Here is a 16,967-nt window from a genome sequence, read left to right as displayed (position 1 = left end):
ATCCGTCAGGTGGGACGTACTCTTGCTCCATGACTGATCGCCGGCTGGCCATTTCGGCATGGGAGAGTCTGTTCCGCGCGCAGCACGAGGTCTTCGAGGAGATCCGCTGCGACTTCGACGACACCGGCCTGTCCCAAGCCGAGTACGACGTCCTTCTGACGGTCACCCGCGGCCGAAACCGCACCGCACGACTGCGCGAAGTCACTGCCAACATGCTCATCAGCCAGCCGAGCGTCTCTCGCCTCGTCGACCGGATGGTCGCGCGCGGACTCGTCTCGAAGTGCGCCGACCCCGAGGACGGGCGCGGGGCGCTCGTCACGGCGACGGATGCGGGCGACGCGGCATTCCGCCGGATCGCGACGGCGCACGGTACATCCATCGCACAGCGCATGTCGTTCCTCAGCGACGAAGAGCTCGCTCAACTGCGCGCGTTGACCGCGAAGCTGCGTTCCTCCCCACCGAAGGGGTGCTGAACCGCGGCTGAGCTCAGCTGTTCGCGGGATTGGACGCCCGGCCATCGAGCCAGAGCGTGTCGGAGGCATCGGCGTGGGTGCCACCCGAACCGACGTGCTTCGCGTCGATCTTCGGCCCCTTCGTGATGACGTGCACGAGCGCCATCGCATGTCCGCGCCCCAAGCCGTAATCCGCGCCGAGCCACGCGATGATCTCGCCCGCCTTCGTGCCGGGACCGAAGCCCTTCTGCGCCGCGAGATCCACGAACTCGCGAGGAGTGACCCCCGTCTTCGCCTCGATGTTGTCGAGGTAAGCCTGGAACGACATGCGTATCCTCTCGGTGCGGATCGACGTCTCCACTGTAGCGACCGAGTCACCAGCGGTTGTGGACCTCCTCGGCGAAGCCGAAGACGTGATCGAAGGGGATCGCGTCGCCCTCCACCGTCCGGAACGTGCCGCTCCAGTATCCGAAGCACTGGTCGGTCGAGTTCGCGACGATACCGAGATTCGTGCGGGAGACCTTGTCATAGAAGGGCTCGAAGGATGCCTCGAGCCCACCGCCCGCAACGACCCACGGACGACGCCACTGTTCCATGTCGTAATCCCACCCCACCTCGCCGTGGATCTTGTGCATCCGACCGTCGACGAAGAAGGCGTTCTCGCTGACACCCGTACCCTCGGTCCATCGCCCGCCCAGTTGGATGCCGATGACCCGGCCGTAGGAGCGACCTCCCCCCGCACCCCAGTTCCACCGCACGTCATACGGCCACCGCCCGCGCCCGTGGTCGAGAACGGCCCACGAGCGTCCCTTCGGAACGTCGAAGGTCTCTCCCGCGATCGTGACCGTGCCGGATGCCGGACGCGCGACGTCCTTGACGGTGTACTGGAACCGCGTATCCGACCACGGAACCACGACACCGAGTCGCTCGTGACCGGCCGGTGCCGCCGCGACGACGTCGAACGCGACGTCGGGTGCCGCCGCGCGAACGCGCGTCCCTCCGTCGACGGGCTCGATGTCGATCTCGAGCGAGCGCGTTCGAGCGCGCGCCGGACCAGCGTCGAGTGATGCCGGCAAGTGCACGCCGCGCGAAGGGACGACCGTCGCACTTCGCCCCCACGAGCGTTCCGATGCGCGATCGAAGACCCACACTTCGTGCACGGCCGCATAGTCGAGCGACGACACCGTCGCGGCGAGGACGTGTGACGGGGTGGCGACGTTCCAGTACTCCCAGCGCTTGTTCCGGCCCCAGCGACTTCGGCCGATGGCGGCGGTGTCGACGAGCGATTTCCGCGCCCACCCGACGGCACGTCGATCGAGTCGACCGTCGGGAAGAGTGAGGGATACAGGTTCGGTGATCTCGCGTTCGGGCACGGAGAACGGGTCGTTCATGGGCATCCTTGCGGACGTCCGTCGGGCCAGGTCAGGAACACTGCGCCGTCAGGTGATGGGGGGCATCCGGTTCGGGCCGGACGTTTCGGGTGAGGAGATCATACCCGTCCGACCTATCGCGCCCGCCGCCGAACGCCGTGGAGCCACCGGCGCCGCGCCGGTGGCTCCACGTGTGATCCTCGATTCGGGCAGTGTCCCCGATCACTGTTCGACGAGTCGCGGCTCCTCGCTCGACTCGTGCGCCTCGATGACCGCGTCACCGGCGTGGGACGTGACCTGGATCTTGCGCGGCTTCGCCTTCTCGCTCACGGGGATCGTGACGCTCAGCACGCCGTTGGTGTAGCTCGCCGAGATGCGATCGGTGTCGACTCCCTGGCCCAGGTTGAGCTGACGCAGGAAGCTGGCCGCCTCGCGCTCGCGAGTGATCCACGTCACACCGTCTCCGGTCGAGAGCGTGCGCTCGGCGCGGATCGTCAGCAGCTGGCCGTCGACGTCGACGTCGACCGAGCCCGGATCGATGCCCGGGAGATCAGCGGTGAGCACGTAGTGGTCGCCGTCGCGATAGAGATCCATCGGCATGCGGCGCGGGCCGCGGCGCGTGTCGAACAGGCTCGACGCGAGACGGTCGAGGTCACGGAAGGGGTCGTAGGTTGCCATGGTGTCCTCCTCGATGTCGAAGTGTTGTGGGGTTGAGTCGAGTCGACTCAACCTGCCGCTAGATTAGCACTCTCCCCTATCGAGTGCTAATGACATCGAGCGAATTTTCAGGTGCAGGTCAGCACTCGATGACGTTCACCGCGAGACCGCCCTCGCTCGTCTCCTTGTACTTCGTCGACATGTCGATCCCGGTCTGCCGCATGGTCTCCACGACGGCATCGAGTGAGACGAAGTGCGAGCCGTCCCCGCGCAGCGCGAGCCGCGCGGCGGTCACGGCGGTGGACGCGGCGATCGCATTCCGCTCGATGCACGGGATCTGAACGAGCCCTCCGACGGGATCGCACGTGAGGCCGAGGTGGTGCTCCATCGCGATCTCCGCGGCGTTCTCGATCTGCCGGTTCGTCCCGCCCATGACGGCTGTCAGGCCCCCCGCCGCCATCGCGCACGCCGACCCGACCTCCGCCTGGCATCCGCCTTCGGCACCCGAGATCGAGGCATTCGCTTTGAACAGTGACCCGAGTGCCGTCGCCGTCAGGAGGAATCTGCGGATGCCACGTCGACGGTTCGCTTCTGCGAGCGCTGCGGGGGAACCCTCCGCGAGCTCGGGCTCCGGCGGGTGGAAGCCGAGGAGCGCACTCCCGACGAGCTCACCATAGGGCGTGACCGCGTTGCCCGCACCGAGTCCGGAGTCGGCGAGGAACCGCCACCAGTACATCGCGACGGCCGGCACGATTCCCGCCGCGCCATTGGTCGGTGCCGTCACGACCCTCCCACCCGCGGCGTTCTCCTCGTTGACCGCCAGTGCGAACGCGCCGAGCCATTCACCCGGGAGTTCCCGACGCCCCGTCGCCTCGGCCTCGTCGAGCTGCTCCCGGATCGCACCCGCACGCCGCTTGACCTTGAGGATGCCGGGGAGCACCCCGTCAGCGCGGAGCCCCGCATCGACGCATCCCGCCATGGCATCCCAGATCGCGTCGAGTCCCCGGGCGATCTCGTCGTCGCTCCGCAGCGCCTCCTCGTTGATGCGGGCGGCTTCCGCGATCGTGATGTTGCGCTCGTCGCAGAGCGCGAGCAGCCCCTCGGCGCTCGAGAAGTCCAGGGGGTAGGCGTGCGCCTGTACGCGCGGCGGCTCGCCCTCGCGGCGGATGAAGCCACCGCCCACCGAGTAGTAGGTCTCCCGCAGGATGAGCGCATCATCGTCGACGGGTGACGGTGATGCCACGGATGCCGCAGCACTCCCCGTCTCGCGGACGAGCGACGGCGCGGCATCCCTCGGCGGACCGGCGTCCGGTGAACCCCACGCCTCGAGGATCATCCCGTTCGGGTGACCGGGAAGCCGCGTGCGCGGGACGAAGGCGATGTCGGACTTCGAGAACGGCACGTCGTGCGACCCTGCGACCCGGAGTGCGCGGCCCTCGGGCCAAGCCGTCCACGCGGCGCGCACGAGGTCGGGGTCGACGGTCTCGGGTTCGAGGCCCATGAGCCCCGCGACGACGGCGTCGGGGGTGCCGTGGCCGATACCGGTCGCACCGAGAGAGCCGTACAGCGTGCAGGTGACGCGCTGCACGTGATCGAGCACGCCCCCTTCGCGCAGGCGCACGGCGAAGTCGAGGGCGGCCCGCATGGGACCGACCGTGTGGGAGCTCGAGGGTCCTACGCCGATGGAGAACAGCTCGAACGCCGATACGTAGGCGCTCACCCCACCAGGCTACGTCGTCAGGTGACCGTGATGAGCGACCGCTGCCAGCCGGAGGATCCGTTGGGGGCGATCGGCGCGCGCTCCTCGATCTGAAGGTCGCCGTTCTTGTTGACGGCCCGCACCGCGACGTAGTGCGTTCCGGGAGTGGCATCCCACTCCACCATCCACTGCACCCACGTCGTGTCGTTGACCGCCTCCGACAGCGTCGCCGACTGCCAGTCGCCGTCGTCGATCTGAACTTCGACCCGCTCGATGCCGACCGCCTGGGCCCACGCGACGCCCGCGATGGGGATGCGTCCCGCGGCGACGGGAGCGCCGATCTTGGGGGTGTCGACGCGCGAGGAGAACTTGATGGGCGCCTCGGCGCTGTACCCGCGAGGGGTCCAGTACGCCTCGTCCTGCGCGAACGTCGTGACCTTGAGCTCGCTGAGCCACTTCGTCGCCGACACGTAGCCGTAGAGCCCCGGCACGATCATGCGGACGGGGAAGCCGCGCTCGAGCGGGAGCGGCTCGCCGTTCATCCCGACCGCGAGGATCGCATCGAGACCGTCGTCGGTGAGCGATGTCAGCGGCGTACTGGCCGTGAAGCCGTCGACGCTGCGCGACAGCACCATGTCGGCGCCCGACTGGGGTCCGGCCATCCTGAGGATGTCGCGGACGGGCACGCCCAGCCACTTGGCATTGCCGACGAGGTTGCCGCCCACTTCGTTCGACACGCAGGTCAGGGTGATCGAGTACTCGTCGAGACCCATGTTCACGAGGTCGTCGAAGCTCAGCTCGATGCGCTGATCGACCATGCCGTCCACGACGAGCCGCCACGTGTTGGGGTCGATCGTCGGGACGGTCAGCGCCGTGTCGACCCGGTAGAAGTCCTCGGGCGGAGTGAAGAGCGGCGTGAGGCCGGGGATGTCGAACTCGGCACCCGCGGGCACCATCACGGTCGACTTCGGTGCGGGGAGGCGCAGCGCCTTCCGGACGGCTTCGACCGACGAGGTCGCGACGCTCACGGCGCGCGCCGTGATCCCCACGATGAGGGCCGAAGCCCCCGCGATGGCTGCGAGGGCGAAGAAGCGACGTCGGTCCAGGTTTCGCGGGGCGGGGGTCGTGTCAGCATCGACCTGCGTCTCGGCATCCGTTTCGACCTCCGACTCGGTCGGCGCGACAGCCCCGTTTCGCCACGCACGGAGGCGGCGGCTGAGGAGCACGAGGATGACGGCACCCCCGATCGCACCCAGCACGGGCGGCGCGAACGCCAACGGCGTCACCCCCGCACGCGTCACGATGGCGGCCGTCGACAGGACTCCCGCGATCCCGAGGGCGACGACGCCGAGCGGAGGACGGACGAGTTCCAGGATGCCGGCGACGGCCGACGCCACGGCGACGGCGATGCCGAGGCCCACGAGGAGCGCGATCTTGTCGGCCTCCCCGAAGGTCTCGATCGCGAACTCTTTGAGCGGCTGCGGCACGATGTCGATGACGAACGACCCCACCGCGAGGATGGGGCTCGCTTCGCGGGCGACGACGAGCGCGACGAGCTCCGCCACCGCCAGGAAGACGAGTCCGCTCACGAGGCCGGCGAGCGCGGATGCCGCGACGAATCGCCCACGTCGAATGCGAGTGCTCACGTTCTCCTCCTGTCACCGATGACGGTGTCGGCGCGCAGGTGTCTGCGCGGTCGGGAGTTGTTCGGAAGCGTCGCCGAATCGGATCCCCGCTCTTCAGGCCTCCGGGAGGTCGGCGTGCGCGATGACCTCGGCGGCGGCGTCCCTCAGCTCGAAGCGGACCGTGTCACCGCGCATCACGGCGGCGTTCATGCGGCAGAGGATCGGCACCTCCGACCCGAGGATCTCGCCCGCCGAGAACTCGCTGCCGTCCGCCCCGATGAACACGACGGCGTACGTCGCGCCCACATCGAGTCCCGTCGCTTCGAGAATGGCCTCCGTGCCCCACGTGTGGGCGACGAGTTCCGCCTCGACGTCGATGCCGTCGAGATCATCGCGCACCTGAAGGGGCTCGACCGCGCCGAGCGTTCCGGGCGGACCCGAGGGCGGCTGATTCGTGAGACCCGGCACCCCGAGCCCGATGACGAGACCCGCCGCGAGGCATGCCGCCCCGACGAGGGGCGTGATCCACCGGCGCGGACGAGGCCTCACCGGCGTGACGGTCACCGGCGCCGCCCCCGCGCGAGCGTCGATGGCGGGTGCATCGACGGCAGGGAGCGATGACAGCACGCGCTCTCGCAGGGCGTCGGCGTCGCGCGGTGTCGTCCAGACGACATCGCCGCGGCGGAGCCGGTCGGACACGATGCCGAGCTCGCGGAGCTCGTCGTCGATGCGCGGATGGTCCCGTCGCAGCCGATCGAACTCCGCCGATTCGCTCGGAGTGAGCTCACCCGCGAGGGCTGCCGCGATGAGTTCCGCGATGCGGTCGTCAGGAGTGTTCATCCTGCGCCTCCGTCCCTTCGAGATGTCCGCGCAGCGCCCGGAGGGCGTGGTACGCGCGTGTACGCCAAGTCGCGACGGGAACGCCCGTCGCATCCGAGAGCTCCTGGTAGCTGCGGCCCTCGATGTGGACCGCCACGACGGCGGTCCGGTGCGGTTCGCTCAAGCGGGCGAGCCCTTCGAGGATGCCGAGTCGCTCGAGGGGGTCGATGGCGTCGGCCGTCCGCGTCTCGAGCTCCGTGTCGTCGCCGATGCGCGGCAGCCGCGCCCGCGCACGGAGAGCATCCGTGACGACGTTCCGCGCGATCGAGAACAACCACGTGCGCTCCGACGCGCGCGTGCCGTCGTACCGATCGCGCGACCGCCAGGCGCGGAGGAAGGTCTCCTGCACGCAATCCTCCGCGAGCGGCCTGTCGCGCAGGGCGTTCATGGCGAAGCCGAGAAGCGCGCTGCCGTTCTCATCGAACGCGCGTGACGCGTCGAAGGCGACGACCTCGCCCGGCTCCGGACCCATCCGGTTCCCCCCACGTCCTCGAGCGACCTCCGCCATCGCGTCCGCCCTCCCTCACAGGCTAGTGATCCTCGCGGACCATCCGTCGTCAGGGCATACGTCCGCACGCCCCCCGACGTTCATCGACCGGCGATCTGCGGGCGAGATGAACGAAGACGGATGCCGCGGCGTAGAACCCCGTAACGGATGCGTCCGCGTCCCCGTGGAAAGGACCGAGGAAATGACGAAGAAGACAATCGCCCGTCCGATCACGATCGGCGCGCTCGCGTCGGTCGGACTGCTCGCGATCGGAGCACCGGCTTACGCAGATACCGAGGTCGCCGAACCGTCGAGCTTCACGAGCGCGTTCACTGTGATGGCGACGCCCGACCAGGTCGTCAACAACGACGGCGTCGCAACACCCGGCCAGCCCGGGGCATCGGGAACGTTCACGTTCCGGATCAACTCCGACCTCGAGATCATCTGCTACGACATCCGCCTCGAGGGAGTGAGCGGCGACTACCAGAGCCCCGCCCGGACAGCCACCCACATCCACGAGGCCGCCGCGGGCCAGCCCGGACCGCCGCGCATCGCCTTCCCCAACCCCGCACCCGTCGGCGACGGCCCGCGCACGTCGTCGGGATGCCTCCAGGGGCCGTTCACGACGGGCATCGAGGCGAACGGCGCCGACACGGGCGACGGCTTCTCGCTCGCTCAGATCGAGGCGAACCCGGCCGGATTCACGGGCGACTCCCACACCGTCGACTATGCCGCCGGCGTTGTCCGCGGCCAGCTGACCGCCGTCCCCGTCGGCGGTGTCGACACGGGTGCGGGCGGCACGGCCGGTGGAACCTCCGACGCCCTCGGACTGAGTGCTGCCGCGCTCGGCGTCGTCGGCCTCACGGTGGGAACCGCGGTCGTCCTGCACCGACGTCGGCAGACTGCGAGCCGGTGATCCCCGCTCCGCGAGCCGCGCGGCATCCGCTCTCCTCCGGGCGGGTGCCGCGCACCGCGGGTGCGCTGACGATCACCGCCGCGCTGATCCTCACGGGGTGCGGCTCCGTCGCCGACGCCGCGCCGGAGTCGACGCCGCGACCGACCGTCACGACGGCGCCGTCGGTGACGGCATCCCCCACCCCGACAGCCACGATCGCGCCGCTCCCCCTCGGGGTCGCCCCCGCCCGCGTGACGCTCCCGGCGATCGGCCTCGATGAGCCGCTCATCGACCTCGGCATCGCCGCCGACGGGTCGATGGAGGTGCCGTCCGACTATGACGACGTGGGGTGGTTCACGGGTGGCGGACGCCCGGGCGGTCACGGTCCGCTCGTCATCGCGGGACACGTCGATTCACCCACGGGCGTCGCCGTCTTCATGCGGTTGCGCGATCTCGTCCCGGGAGACGCGGTCGAGATCACGGATGCCGCGGGCACGGTGCACAGCTATGTCGTGACGGAGACCGCCGACTATCCCAAGTCCGCTTTCCCCACCGCGCAAGTCTTCGGGGCGGTCCCCCACGACGAACTGCGCCTCATCACGTGCGGCGGTGTCTACGACCGCGGCGCCGACTCGTACGTCGACAACCGTGTCGTCTACGCCGTCCGCGCCGACGCCTGAGGGGCCGATCCCCCCTCGGGGAGAAAGCGATGCGGCGACGGAGCCGAAGCATCCGTCGCCGCATCGTTCATGCCGCTAGCAGATCACTGTCATCCGCACGAGAAGGCGTTGTACGTCACGGTCTCCGTCGTGGAGCCCGTGGCAGACGTCGCCGTCGCGGTCAGCGATCCGCTCGCGAACGCCACCGTGCGTGTGGCCATCGCGGACGACACCGCCTTGCCCGGCTGGACCGTGGCGTACGTCTTGCTGCCGTACACCGTGGTCAGCTCGATCGACACGGGCGAGTCATCGAGGTTCTTGGCCTGGACGACGAGGTACGCCTTGCCGGCGATGCATCGCGTCGTGGTCGTGACCTCGATCTCGGGGCCGAGTTCGATCGTCTGCGGAGCGACGCTCTCGAGGGTCGGGACGATGGTCTTGATGAGACCGTCCTCGCCGAACTCGATCTTGTCGATCGTCGTCTCGCGGTTGGTGCCGTTGCCGTTCGGGATCGCGAAGCGGTGGTACGCGATGTACCAGTCGTCGGTGCCCGGCACGTTGATGATCGAGCTGTGCGCCGGCCCCTTGATCCCGAGTGACAGGTCCTTCTGGAGGATGACACCGCGGTAGGTCCACGGACCGTTCATGCTCGTCGACGTCGCGTAACCGACACGGTAGTTCTCCGAACCGGTGTCGTCGATCGAGTACGTCAGGTGGTACAGACCATTGCGGTAGTTGAAGAACACGCCCTCGCGGAAGTCGGTCAGACCGTTGATCCGCTGGAACGTCCCCGCCTTGATCGAGACCATGTCGTCGTTGAGCTCGGCCAGCACGGGGCTGCCGTTGCCCCACCCGAGGTACCACTTGCCGCTCACCGGGTCGTGGAACGCCGCCGGGTCGATCGCCTGGCCCGACGTGACGGCCTCGTTGTTGAGGATCATCGCGGTGGGCTGCGCCACGAAGGGGCCTTCGGGGCTGTCCGCCACGGCGACACCGATCGTCTTGCGGTTGAGGCTCGCGTTGTGGCCCGAGAAGTAGAAATAGTACTTCCCGTCGCGCTCGATGATCGTCGGGGCCCATGCGTTACCCGTCGCCCACGGCACGTTGCCGTTGGCGCCGTCGAGCTTCAGGAACGGCTCGGCGGCGCGCTCCCAGTCGACGAGGTTCTTCGACTTCCACACGTAGAACTCGTTGCCACCCCAGCCGGGGAACCCGTCGGTGGTGGCGTAGATGTAGTACGTGTCACCGAAGACCGCGATGTTGGGGTCGGCGTAGAGACCCTCGAGCACCGGGCTGTTGACGACCCGGGCTTCGAACGTCCACGTCACCTCGTCGCCCGAGGGCGTCGTCAGGGTGTACTCGACCGGGTCGGTCAGATCGACGACCGTTCCGCTGGCAGGCGACACGGTCGCGCCCTCGACTGTCGTGAACGTCGGCGCGAGAGCGGTGACATCCGTGCCCTTCACGACGGGCAGGACGACGCTGTAGTCGTCCGCGTCGACGATCGGAGCGACCTTGAGCGCGTCGGGCTGCGCGAGCGAGACCTCGAGGAGCTGGTCCTCGACGCCGGCGTTCGCGAGCACCTCTGCCTGCGACAGCGCCCGGTTGTAGACCCGCACGTTGTCGTACCACGCCTGCGCGAACCGGTCGCCCGAGTACATCGAGCGTCCGAGGTACGCGACGAGGTCTTCGCCGAGGTCGCTGACCTTCGCCGACAGCGACGTGTTCTCGCCGAGCTTGACGCCGTCGACGTACACCGTCATGCGGTTGTCCTCGAACACGACGTCGTAGCGGTGCCACTGACCCGTCGTGACCGAGCCGGTCACGGCCGACTCGCTCTGCCACGACGCCTGCGTGATCGCGCTGCGCACGTCACCGCCGCGGGTGCGGAGGAAGTAGTAGTCGGTCGTGTCCTTCCCGAACGTGAAGTTGAAGAAGTTGCCGCTCGACAGCTCCGACTTCATGTCCATGGAGACCGTCATCGTGTCGCGACCGTCGAACATCCCGGTCGGGAACGAGGCGTATCCGTTCGTCGCTCCGGTCAGACGCAGGGCGCTTCCCTTCTCGGCATCCGTCGCGACAGCAGCGGTTCCGGATGCCGTCAGGTCGGCGTTGCCCACGGAGTCCGCGAGCGTCCCGTCGTCGAAGGTGTACTCCGCGATGGGACCGACCTGCGGCTCTTCGGGGTCCACCGGGTCGACCGGCTCGTCGCCGTAGGCCTCGAGCAGACGCTCTTCCTCGGCAGCCGACAGACGCAGCACGGATCCGTGGCGGAACCGCTGCTCGAACGAGTACTGGTTGGCACCCGCACCGACGCTCAGCTGCGTGAACTGCAGGCTCGCGAGGGTGTTCGCCGTGTGGGCGTAGTAGCCGCCGTCGTCACCCATGACCGCCCAGCGACCGTCGGGCAGCTGGTAGACCGTGTGGCCCTCCATGCGTGCCTTGAGACCGAACGATGCCGCCTGGTCACGTGCGATGACGGTCGTCCAGGGGCCGTCGAGGCTCGTCGACGTGTCGACGACCGTCCACCAGTCCGACGTGGAGAACCGGTAGTAGGTGTCGCCTTCCTTCGCGATCGTCGAGTCGATGATGTTCGGGCCGGTCTGGCCGTCACCCTGCGCGTTGAGCGACGCCCACACCTCGGGCTCCGTGAACGTCACGAAGTCGCGGGTCTTGGTGAGGTAGACGCGCAGCGCCCAGTCGGGCGTCTCGTTCTCGCGGCGGTCACGCGCCGACCAGTAGACGTAGTACTCGCCGGTCTCCTCGTTGTAGATCGACTCGGGCGCCCAGACGTTTCCGGCGTGCTCGAAGCCCGCGAAGACGATCCGCTGATCGCTCCAGTTGACGAGGTCGGTGGACTCCCACACGACGATGTTCTTGCTCGCGTTGAGCTGGTCCCAGCCGGAACCTCCCGCACCGCCGCCTTCGGCGTGCAGGTCGGTGCCGATGATCCAGTACTTGTCACCCTCCGCGGAGCGGACGAGGTGAGGGTCGCGGACACCGAGGTCGCCGCCGAGGTTCGCCAGGATCGGCGAGTTGTCGTTGAGCTTCGACCAGTGGAGGCCGTCCTCGCTGTGTCCGAAGAAGATCTTCTCGTAGCCACCCTGCGCCTCGAAGTGCGTCCAGAGGTAGCCCGCCGTGTAGTCGGTGTCGAGTCCCTGAGGAGCGGCGAGCACGGTGACGGTGATCGCTCGGGATGCCGGCGTGCCGGGCACCGTCGCGGTGAGGGTCACTTGCGTGTCGGTCGCGGGGCGCGTGACGACGCCGGCGGCCTTGCGACCCTCCGGTGCGGTCGTGATGATGCCCGCGGGAGATGCCGTCCACGAGATCGACGTGCCGTTGACCGAACCGGTGGACGGGAGCGTGATGTTGCCACGGATGCCGGTGGCATCCGGGATCACGATCGCATCGAGGTCGGCCTGCGCGAGAACCTCGTCGCCCGGCATCGCGAGGACCGTCGCATCGAACGTGCGCGTCGCGGTCTCGCCTCCCCGGGTGAGGGTCGCCGTCAGCGTGACGGTGGCGTTCGGCTGTCCGCTCGCGGGACGCGTCACGACGCCGGAAGCAGAGATCGTGCCGGGGGCGCTCGAGGCCCACGTGATGCTGGAGCCGTTCACCGCGGTCGCGGGAAGCGTGACGTTGCCGGTGACGGCCGACAGATCGCCGAGCGAGAGCGTGGCGGCGTCGCGGGCGAGCTTGGTCGCGTCGGTCGGGTGGAGCGCCGCGACCTCGGGAGCCGTCAGCGCCGAGTCGTAGATGCGGACGTCACGGAGGCTGCCGGCGAGAGTGCGGTCGGCGTTGTAGACGGAGCGACCGAGGTAGTTGGCCGTCGTGACGCCGCCGCCGATGGATCCGGGGGTGATCGTCACGTTGCTGTTCTGGGCGACCTGGACGCCGTCGAGGTAGACGCGTGCCGTGTTGGAGGCGTCGTCGAGCGTGTACGTGATGGTCTTCCACACGTCGCGCGTGAGGTTCGCGCCGCTCGAGGTCGTCTGCTCGGTCGACCAGTTGCCCGTCGCGATCGACGTCCGGTATGCGTTGCCGCTCGAGAAGAGGTAGCCGTTGCCGACACCGCCGGAATCGGTGTTGCCGAGTCCGTAGATGAAGTAGGGAGTCGCCTGGCTCGCGCGGATGAGGACCTCGGCGCTGATCGTGATCGACGTCAGGCCCGCGAGGATGTTGTTGGGGAGCTTCACGTGGTCGTCCACGCCGTCGAGCCGCACTCCTTCGCCGCCGGTGAGCGTTGCTCCCCCGACATAGGTTGCGTTGCGGCCCGCGCCCGAGGCATCGACGGCAACCGTGCCGGACGTCTCGTCGAGCGGATAATGGGCGACCATCGTCGCCGCCGCTGTGGCCGGTTGCGCCAGAGCGACCGCGCCTCCCAAACCGAGTGCCACTGTCGCTACGACAGCTACCACTCTTCGAACAACACCTTGCGTCATCGCACGTCCTCCCAGATCTGAATCGTCGGCGATCGATCAGTGCCGCCCACGTTACCGGTATCTGTTACCGCTCACAAGACTGTGACTCACCGCGAAACCGCAGCTGCCGGCCGAGACTGCACGCGGGGGCCGCTGTCTCGGCCGGAGGATGCAGTCTCGCGGTGGATGGGCTCGGAGGACCCGGGGTCCGGACCCATGCGGCGAGCCGGAAGGTGACGAAGAGGATGAACTTGCCGGGACCGATCACCGCGATGGAGGTGGGGGCCGTTCGCGCCGCGACGCGCGGGCACGATCATCGACACCAAGCGATCGCGGCACCGGCGATCGCGGAGGAATCTCAGACCTCCGGCAGGCGATCGAGAGCATGCCGGAGAGTGCCCGCGGGCACTGCACGGAGGAGAACTCCTTCGAACTGTTCGTCGCCGTACCCAGCGGTCGGGCTGCACCCCACAGCCGGGACGAACACGGGTGTGGGCGGGAATCTCCCGTCCACACCCCCTCCGCGCCCGGATTCCTGTGTCAGCCCGTCCCGATGCGCGCCGCGAGTTCGTGGCGCGACGCGACGCCGGTCTTCTTGAGGGCGTTCGATACGTGGTGGTCGACGGTCCGCTTGCTGATCCCCAAGCGCTCGGCGATCTGCGCGTTCGACAGTCGGCCTGCCAGCCGAGCGATCTGCCGCTCTCGCGGCGAGAGAGGCTCGGTTTCGGTGTCCGGCGCATCGGCCACCTTGCGCGGGAAGACGACCGACAGGCGTCGGCTCATGGCGAACGCCTCGCGCATGAGCGCGTCGCGCTTGGCGCCCTCCATCGATTTGGCTCTCCGAACGGTTCCGATGATCGCGAGGTACGAGAACGTCCCCCGAGCGACCATCGAAACGGTGCCCGAGATCACTTCGGCGGGCCGTTCGACGAGGGGTCGCATGTACGCGAGGAAGTTGTCGAACGCCGTCAGCTCGCTGGTCGTGGTGAAACCCGAGATCGCCGCGATCGTCGCCTCGGACGGATCGAGCGCGAGCGCATACGCGGCGAGGTACGAGGCGGCGTAGCGGCTGCCCGCTTCGTCGGCCGAACGGGCCGCGGGGAGGAGGAACATCGCGATGTTGTCGTAGCGCTGCGCCGCGATGCGCTCGATCGTCTCCTGGATCCCCGGCTGGGCGACAGCGTACGGCAGCGCGTCGGAGGGTGCTGTGACGAGGCCGGAGTCGGGAGTTCCGACGCGACCCTGCTCCGCCGCGACGACCGCCTGGACACCACGGGCCATCCGCTGGACATGGAGCAGCAGCAGATTCGGTCGTCCTGCGATCTGGATGTTCTCCGCGAGCTCCCGCGCCTTCTCCCACTGACCCATGTACATGCGCGCCTGAATCAGACCATAGGATGCCGCGAACAACTGTTTCCGGTCGAGCTTGCGCACTCCCACGGACACGTGGTGTTCGGCGAGCGCGACGGCCGCGTCGTACTCGTCGATCGCGAGGAGAGCGCTCACCCGCGTGAAGACCCAGACGGATGCCGCCTCGGGGTCATCGGGAATCACGTCCCCGACGATTTCGAGCGCTGACAGCGGCCACCCGGCCTGCATCAGCAGGTTCGCGATCGACACGCGGGTGACCGGGAGGTAGTCGGATGCCGGAGCGGCGGCGACCTCTCGCGCCCAGGCGACGGCGGCATCCGGGATCCCTCTCGCCCAGGCTCCGACGAGCACCCGGTGGGCAGATGCGTCCGCAGCGTACGGTCCTCCGCCCTCCTCGGCACGCGTGAGCAGCTCGAGGGCACGGTCGACCTCACCGACCCCGAACGCGAGCCAGCGCGCGTGGAGCAGTTGCAGCGTGAACTCGGCGGCGGGCTCATCAGGAGACGGCGGCACCGAGCGGATGAGCTCCTCGGCCTCGGCGTAGCTCGCTCCCGCGCTCCACAGCGCCCGGACGAGCGCCGTGGCGGTCGCGGCTCCCGGGTGACCCGCAAATCGCTCGCGCGCGCTCGCGAGGACCTCGCTGCTCGCAGCATCCAGTTGCTGTCCCAGCCGCTGCCTCCAACCGCGATCGCTCATGCGATCGTGCGTGCCGGACTCGGGGCGGGCGCCCGCCGCGGAACGGGAACGAAGGTAGGAGACGACGATCGGCGGCGAGACGAACGCGGGCCGCCCCTCGTCGACGTGCAGGAGCCCTTCGAGCACAAGCTCCTCGACGGCTGCGGCTCCATGTGCCTCGATGAGCGTCGCGCTGTCGGCGGGAGCGAGCACCGCGAGCCGGAGGCATGCGCGCGCCTGGAGACCCAGGTGACTGAGCGACTGTTCGACGAGCGCGGCAAGCGACGGATCCCACAAATCGGAGGCGTGCAATGTCCAGGTGCCTTGCGGGGCGTGGATCGCGCCGCTGCGCACTCCCACCTCAAACAGGGCGGTCGCGATCTGGGCGTTGCCACCGGAGTCGAGGTAGATCCGCCGCACGAGCATCGGATCGATGGGGTTCTTGCTGCGGGCATCGAGCAGGTCTTCGACGTCGAGGTACGACAGCGGGCGGAGCGACTCGCGAAGGAGCGGCCGATCGAGCAGGAGCCGCGGCGGCTGGGCACTCATGGACGAGAGGGATGCCAGCAGTCGCGCCCGCGACCGGCGCACCGACTCCGTCACGGCCTGCAGGCTGAACGGGTCGAGGTGGTCGGCGTTCTCGAGCACGACGACGGCCGCCTCGTCCGCCGACAGCATGCGAGAGAGCCGGTCCACGACGACGGCCGGCTCACTCGTCGCCTGGAACACTTCGGGCAGCGAGAAGCGCAGCGCCGCGAAGTTCATCGATGCGAACCCCGGTCTTGCGGCGACCGTCACGAGGGAGAATCCTTGCGCCTCGAGACGGCGACGGACGGCGTTCACGAGATCCGAGACGCCTCCGGCCCAGGGACCCGTGACCTCGACGTCGATCCCGGACCGGATCAGTTCCACGGTTCGGCGTACTTCTTCCTCACGGATGAGCACAGTCATCTGTTCGCTTTCGAGGATGAGCGACGCTCTCGTGGGGACCGGGGTCGCTGCGTCTGCGGGCTCGAGCTGGCCCGCACCCATTGTGCCGTATGCCGGAAGGTCGGGGATCACGCGCGCAAACCCGTGACGGCGTCGACGATGAGGAGCACCGCGACGAGCAGCGAGACGACCGCCAGGACGAGCCAGCTGTTCTCCAGAACCCACCGATGCATACGTTCGAACGCGTCCTTTCGAGATCGGCCGGCGACGACCCGAGCGGCCGCCAGCGCAAGGAGTGGCGCAGACCCGACGAGGACGAAGAACACCGTGCTTCCCGCCGCTGTCGCGAAGGACTGCGCCCCGAGCAGCATCCCCGTCAGCATGACCGTGACGAGGATTTTGGGATTTCCCAGCCAGATGACAGCGCCCAGCACGAGACCGGAACGCCAGCCGAACCCTTCGATCCGGCGCATCCATCCCGGTTCCACCATGTCCTGATGGGGACGGAGCCACGCCCACAGCGCGACGACGATGAGGAACAGGGCGAGGGCGAGTTCGACGATGCTCGCCACCCGGCGCAGCACGTCGGGATCCGGCGCGATCGCCGCTGAGAGGGCGGCGAAGCCGAGCGTCGCGGCCGCGATGGCGGCCGCCCGGCCGATCGCGAATCCCATGACGGCGGCGGAGGATTTGGCGGACACGGCGAGAGAGAGCGCGATGATCGTGACCACCGGAGCGGCGGCGACGATGAGAGCCGGTCCCAGAGCACTGAGCATGAAGGCAGTCCTATCTCTTGAGGAGAGATGCTTCGGGGGGAAGTTCGCGCAGACGACGGTTCCGGGCCGGG

13 protein-coding genes are annotated in these 16,967 nt (G+C 68.6%); 3 read left to right on the top strand and 10 right to left on the bottom strand.

Features of this window, described 5'->3' with window-relative positions:
* The first annotated feature begins 29 nt into the window (after positions 1-29).
* Positions 30-473 carry a MarR family winged helix-turn-helix transcriptional regulator gene (locus tag FBY39_RS06650; RefSeq protein ID WP_141931258.1) on the top strand — a complete coding sequence of 148 codons (444 nt, stop codon included), beginning with the start codon at positions 30-32 and terminating at the stop codon, positions 471-473.
* Positions 474-486: 13 nt separating this feature from the next.
* On the opposite strand, the gene FBY39_RS06645 is transcribed toward FBY39_RS06650, so the two are convergent.
* The 7 genes from FBY39_RS06645 to FBY39_RS06615 form a co-directional block, all read right to left on the bottom strand.
* On the bottom strand, positions 487-780 hold the full coding sequence (locus FBY39_RS06645) for a DUF4287 domain-containing protein (protein WP_141931256.1): 294 nt from the start codon (positions 778-780) through the stop codon (positions 487-489).
* A gap of 46 nt (positions 781-826) precedes the next feature.
* A complete protein-coding gene (locus tag FBY39_RS06640; protein WP_141931254.1) occupies positions 827-1,843 on the bottom strand; it encodes a DUF2804 domain-containing protein in 1,017 nt (338 codons plus the stop codon).
* A gap of 201 nt (positions 1,844-2,044) precedes the next feature.
* Entirely contained in the window at positions 2,045-2,500 is a 456-nt protein-coding gene (locus FBY39_RS06635) for an Hsp20/alpha crystallin family protein (protein ID WP_141931252.1), read from the bottom strand.
* A gap of 118 nt (positions 2,501-2,618) precedes the next feature.
* Positions 2,619-4,199, bottom strand: a complete 1,581-nt coding sequence (locus tag FBY39_RS06630; protein ID WP_141931250.1) for an L-serine ammonia-lyase, iron-sulfur-dependent, subunit alpha — start codon at positions 4,197-4,199, stop codon at positions 2,619-2,621.
* A gap of 17 nt (positions 4,200-4,216) precedes the next feature.
* A complete protein-coding gene (locus FBY39_RS06625) occupies positions 4,217-5,824 on the bottom strand; it encodes a molybdopterin-dependent oxidoreductase (protein ID WP_141931248.1) in 1,608 nt (535 codons plus the stop codon).
* A gap of 93 nt (positions 5,825-5,917) precedes the next feature.
* Positions 5,918-6,643, bottom strand: coding sequence for a hypothetical protein (locus tag FBY39_RS06620; protein ID WP_141931246.1), 726 nt, complete (start codon positions 6,641-6,643; stop codon positions 5,918-5,920).
* Positions 6,630-7,154: an RNA polymerase sigma factor gene (locus FBY39_RS06615; protein WP_260837471.1), complete on the bottom strand. Its 525-nt coding sequence runs from the start codon at positions 7,152-7,154 to the stop codon at positions 6,630-6,632. Before FBY39_RS06615 ends, FBY39_RS06620 begins: the two co-directional genes overlap by 14 nt.
* Positions 7,155-7,371: 217 nt before the next feature.
* On the opposite strand from FBY39_RS06615, the gene FBY39_RS06610 reads away from it, so the two are divergent.
* Both FBY39_RS06610 and FBY39_RS06605 read left to right on the top strand, forming a co-directional pair.
* On the top strand, positions 7,372-8,085 hold the full coding sequence (locus tag FBY39_RS06610) for a CHRD domain-containing protein (protein WP_141931242.1): 714 nt from the start codon (positions 7,372-7,374) through the stop codon (positions 8,083-8,085).
* On the top strand, positions 8,082-8,744 hold the full coding sequence (locus tag FBY39_RS06605; protein ID WP_260837470.1) for a class F sortase: 663 nt from the start codon (positions 8,082-8,084) through the stop codon (positions 8,742-8,744). The genes FBY39_RS06610 and FBY39_RS06605 overlap by 4 nt, the downstream gene beginning before the upstream one ends.
* Positions 8,745-8,833: 89 nt before the next feature.
* Here the strand turns inward: FBY39_RS06605 and FBY39_RS06600 are convergent, their stop codons facing one another.
* The 3 genes from FBY39_RS06600 to FBY39_RS06590 all read right to left on the bottom strand — a co-directional run bounded on the left by FBY39_RS06600 (position 8,834) and on the right by FBY39_RS06590 (position 16,896).
* Entirely contained in the window at positions 8,834-13,060 is a 4,227-nt protein-coding gene (locus tag FBY39_RS06600) for a family 43 glycosylhydrolase (RefSeq protein WP_222115668.1), read from the bottom strand.
* Between the two features lie 624 nt (positions 13,061-13,684).
* A complete protein-coding gene (locus FBY39_RS06595; protein ID WP_160133009.1) occupies positions 13,685-16,102 on the bottom strand; it encodes a LuxR C-terminal-related transcriptional regulator in 2,418 nt (805 codons plus the stop codon).
* Between the two features lie 146 nt (positions 16,103-16,248).
* On the bottom strand, positions 16,249-16,896 hold the full coding sequence (locus tag FBY39_RS06590) for a GAP family protein (protein ID WP_160133007.1): 648 nt from the start codon (positions 16,894-16,896) through the stop codon (positions 16,249-16,251).
* Between the last annotated feature and the right edge of the window lie 71 nt (positions 16,897-16,967).

Source organism: Microbacterium sp. SLBN-146, from assembly GCF_006715145.1.
In the GTDB taxonomy this organism is placed as follows: Bacteria; Actinomycetota; Actinomycetes; order Actinomycetales; family Microbacteriaceae; genus Microbacterium.
The sequence above is the reverse complement of the archived record's forward strand: the minus strand, read 5'-3'. Positions and strand labels throughout refer to the sequence as shown.

Excerpts from the sequence above, each read along its gene's own strand:
- FBY39_RS06650 (WP_141931258.1), top strand. The coding sequence starts at position 30 with ATGACTGATCGCCGGCTGGCCATTTCGGCATGGGAGAGTCTGTTCCGC.
- FBY39_RS06645 (WP_141931256.1), bottom strand. The coding sequence starts at position 780 with ATGTCGTTCCAGGCTTACCTCGACAACATCGAGGCGAAGACGGGGGTC.
- FBY39_RS06640 (WP_141931254.1), bottom strand. The coding sequence starts at position 1,843 with ATGAACGACCCGTTCTCCGTGCCCGAACGCGAGATCACCGAACCTGTA.
- FBY39_RS06635 (WP_141931252.1), bottom strand. The coding sequence starts at position 2,500 with ATGGCAACCTACGACCCCTTCCGTGACCTCGACCGTCTCGCGTCGAGC.
- FBY39_RS06620 (WP_141931246.1), bottom strand. The coding sequence starts at position 6,643 with ATGAACACTCCTGACGACCGCATCGCGGAACTCATCGCGGCAGCCCTC.
- FBY39_RS06615 (WP_260837471.1), bottom strand. The coding sequence starts at position 7,154 with ATGGGTCCGGAGCCGGGCGAGGTCGTCGCCTTCGACGCGTCACGCGCG.
- FBY39_RS06610 (WP_141931242.1), top strand. The coding sequence starts at position 7,372 with ATGACGAAGAAGACAATCGCCCGTCCGATCACGATCGGCGCGCTCGCG.
- FBY39_RS06600 (WP_222115668.1), bottom strand. The coding sequence starts at position 13,060 with ATGGTCGCCCATTATCCGCTCGACGAGACGTCCGGCACGGTTGCCGTC.
- FBY39_RS06590 (WP_160133007.1), bottom strand. The coding sequence starts at position 16,896 with ATGCTCAGTGCTCTGGGACCGGCTCTCATCGTCGCCGCCGCTCCGGTG.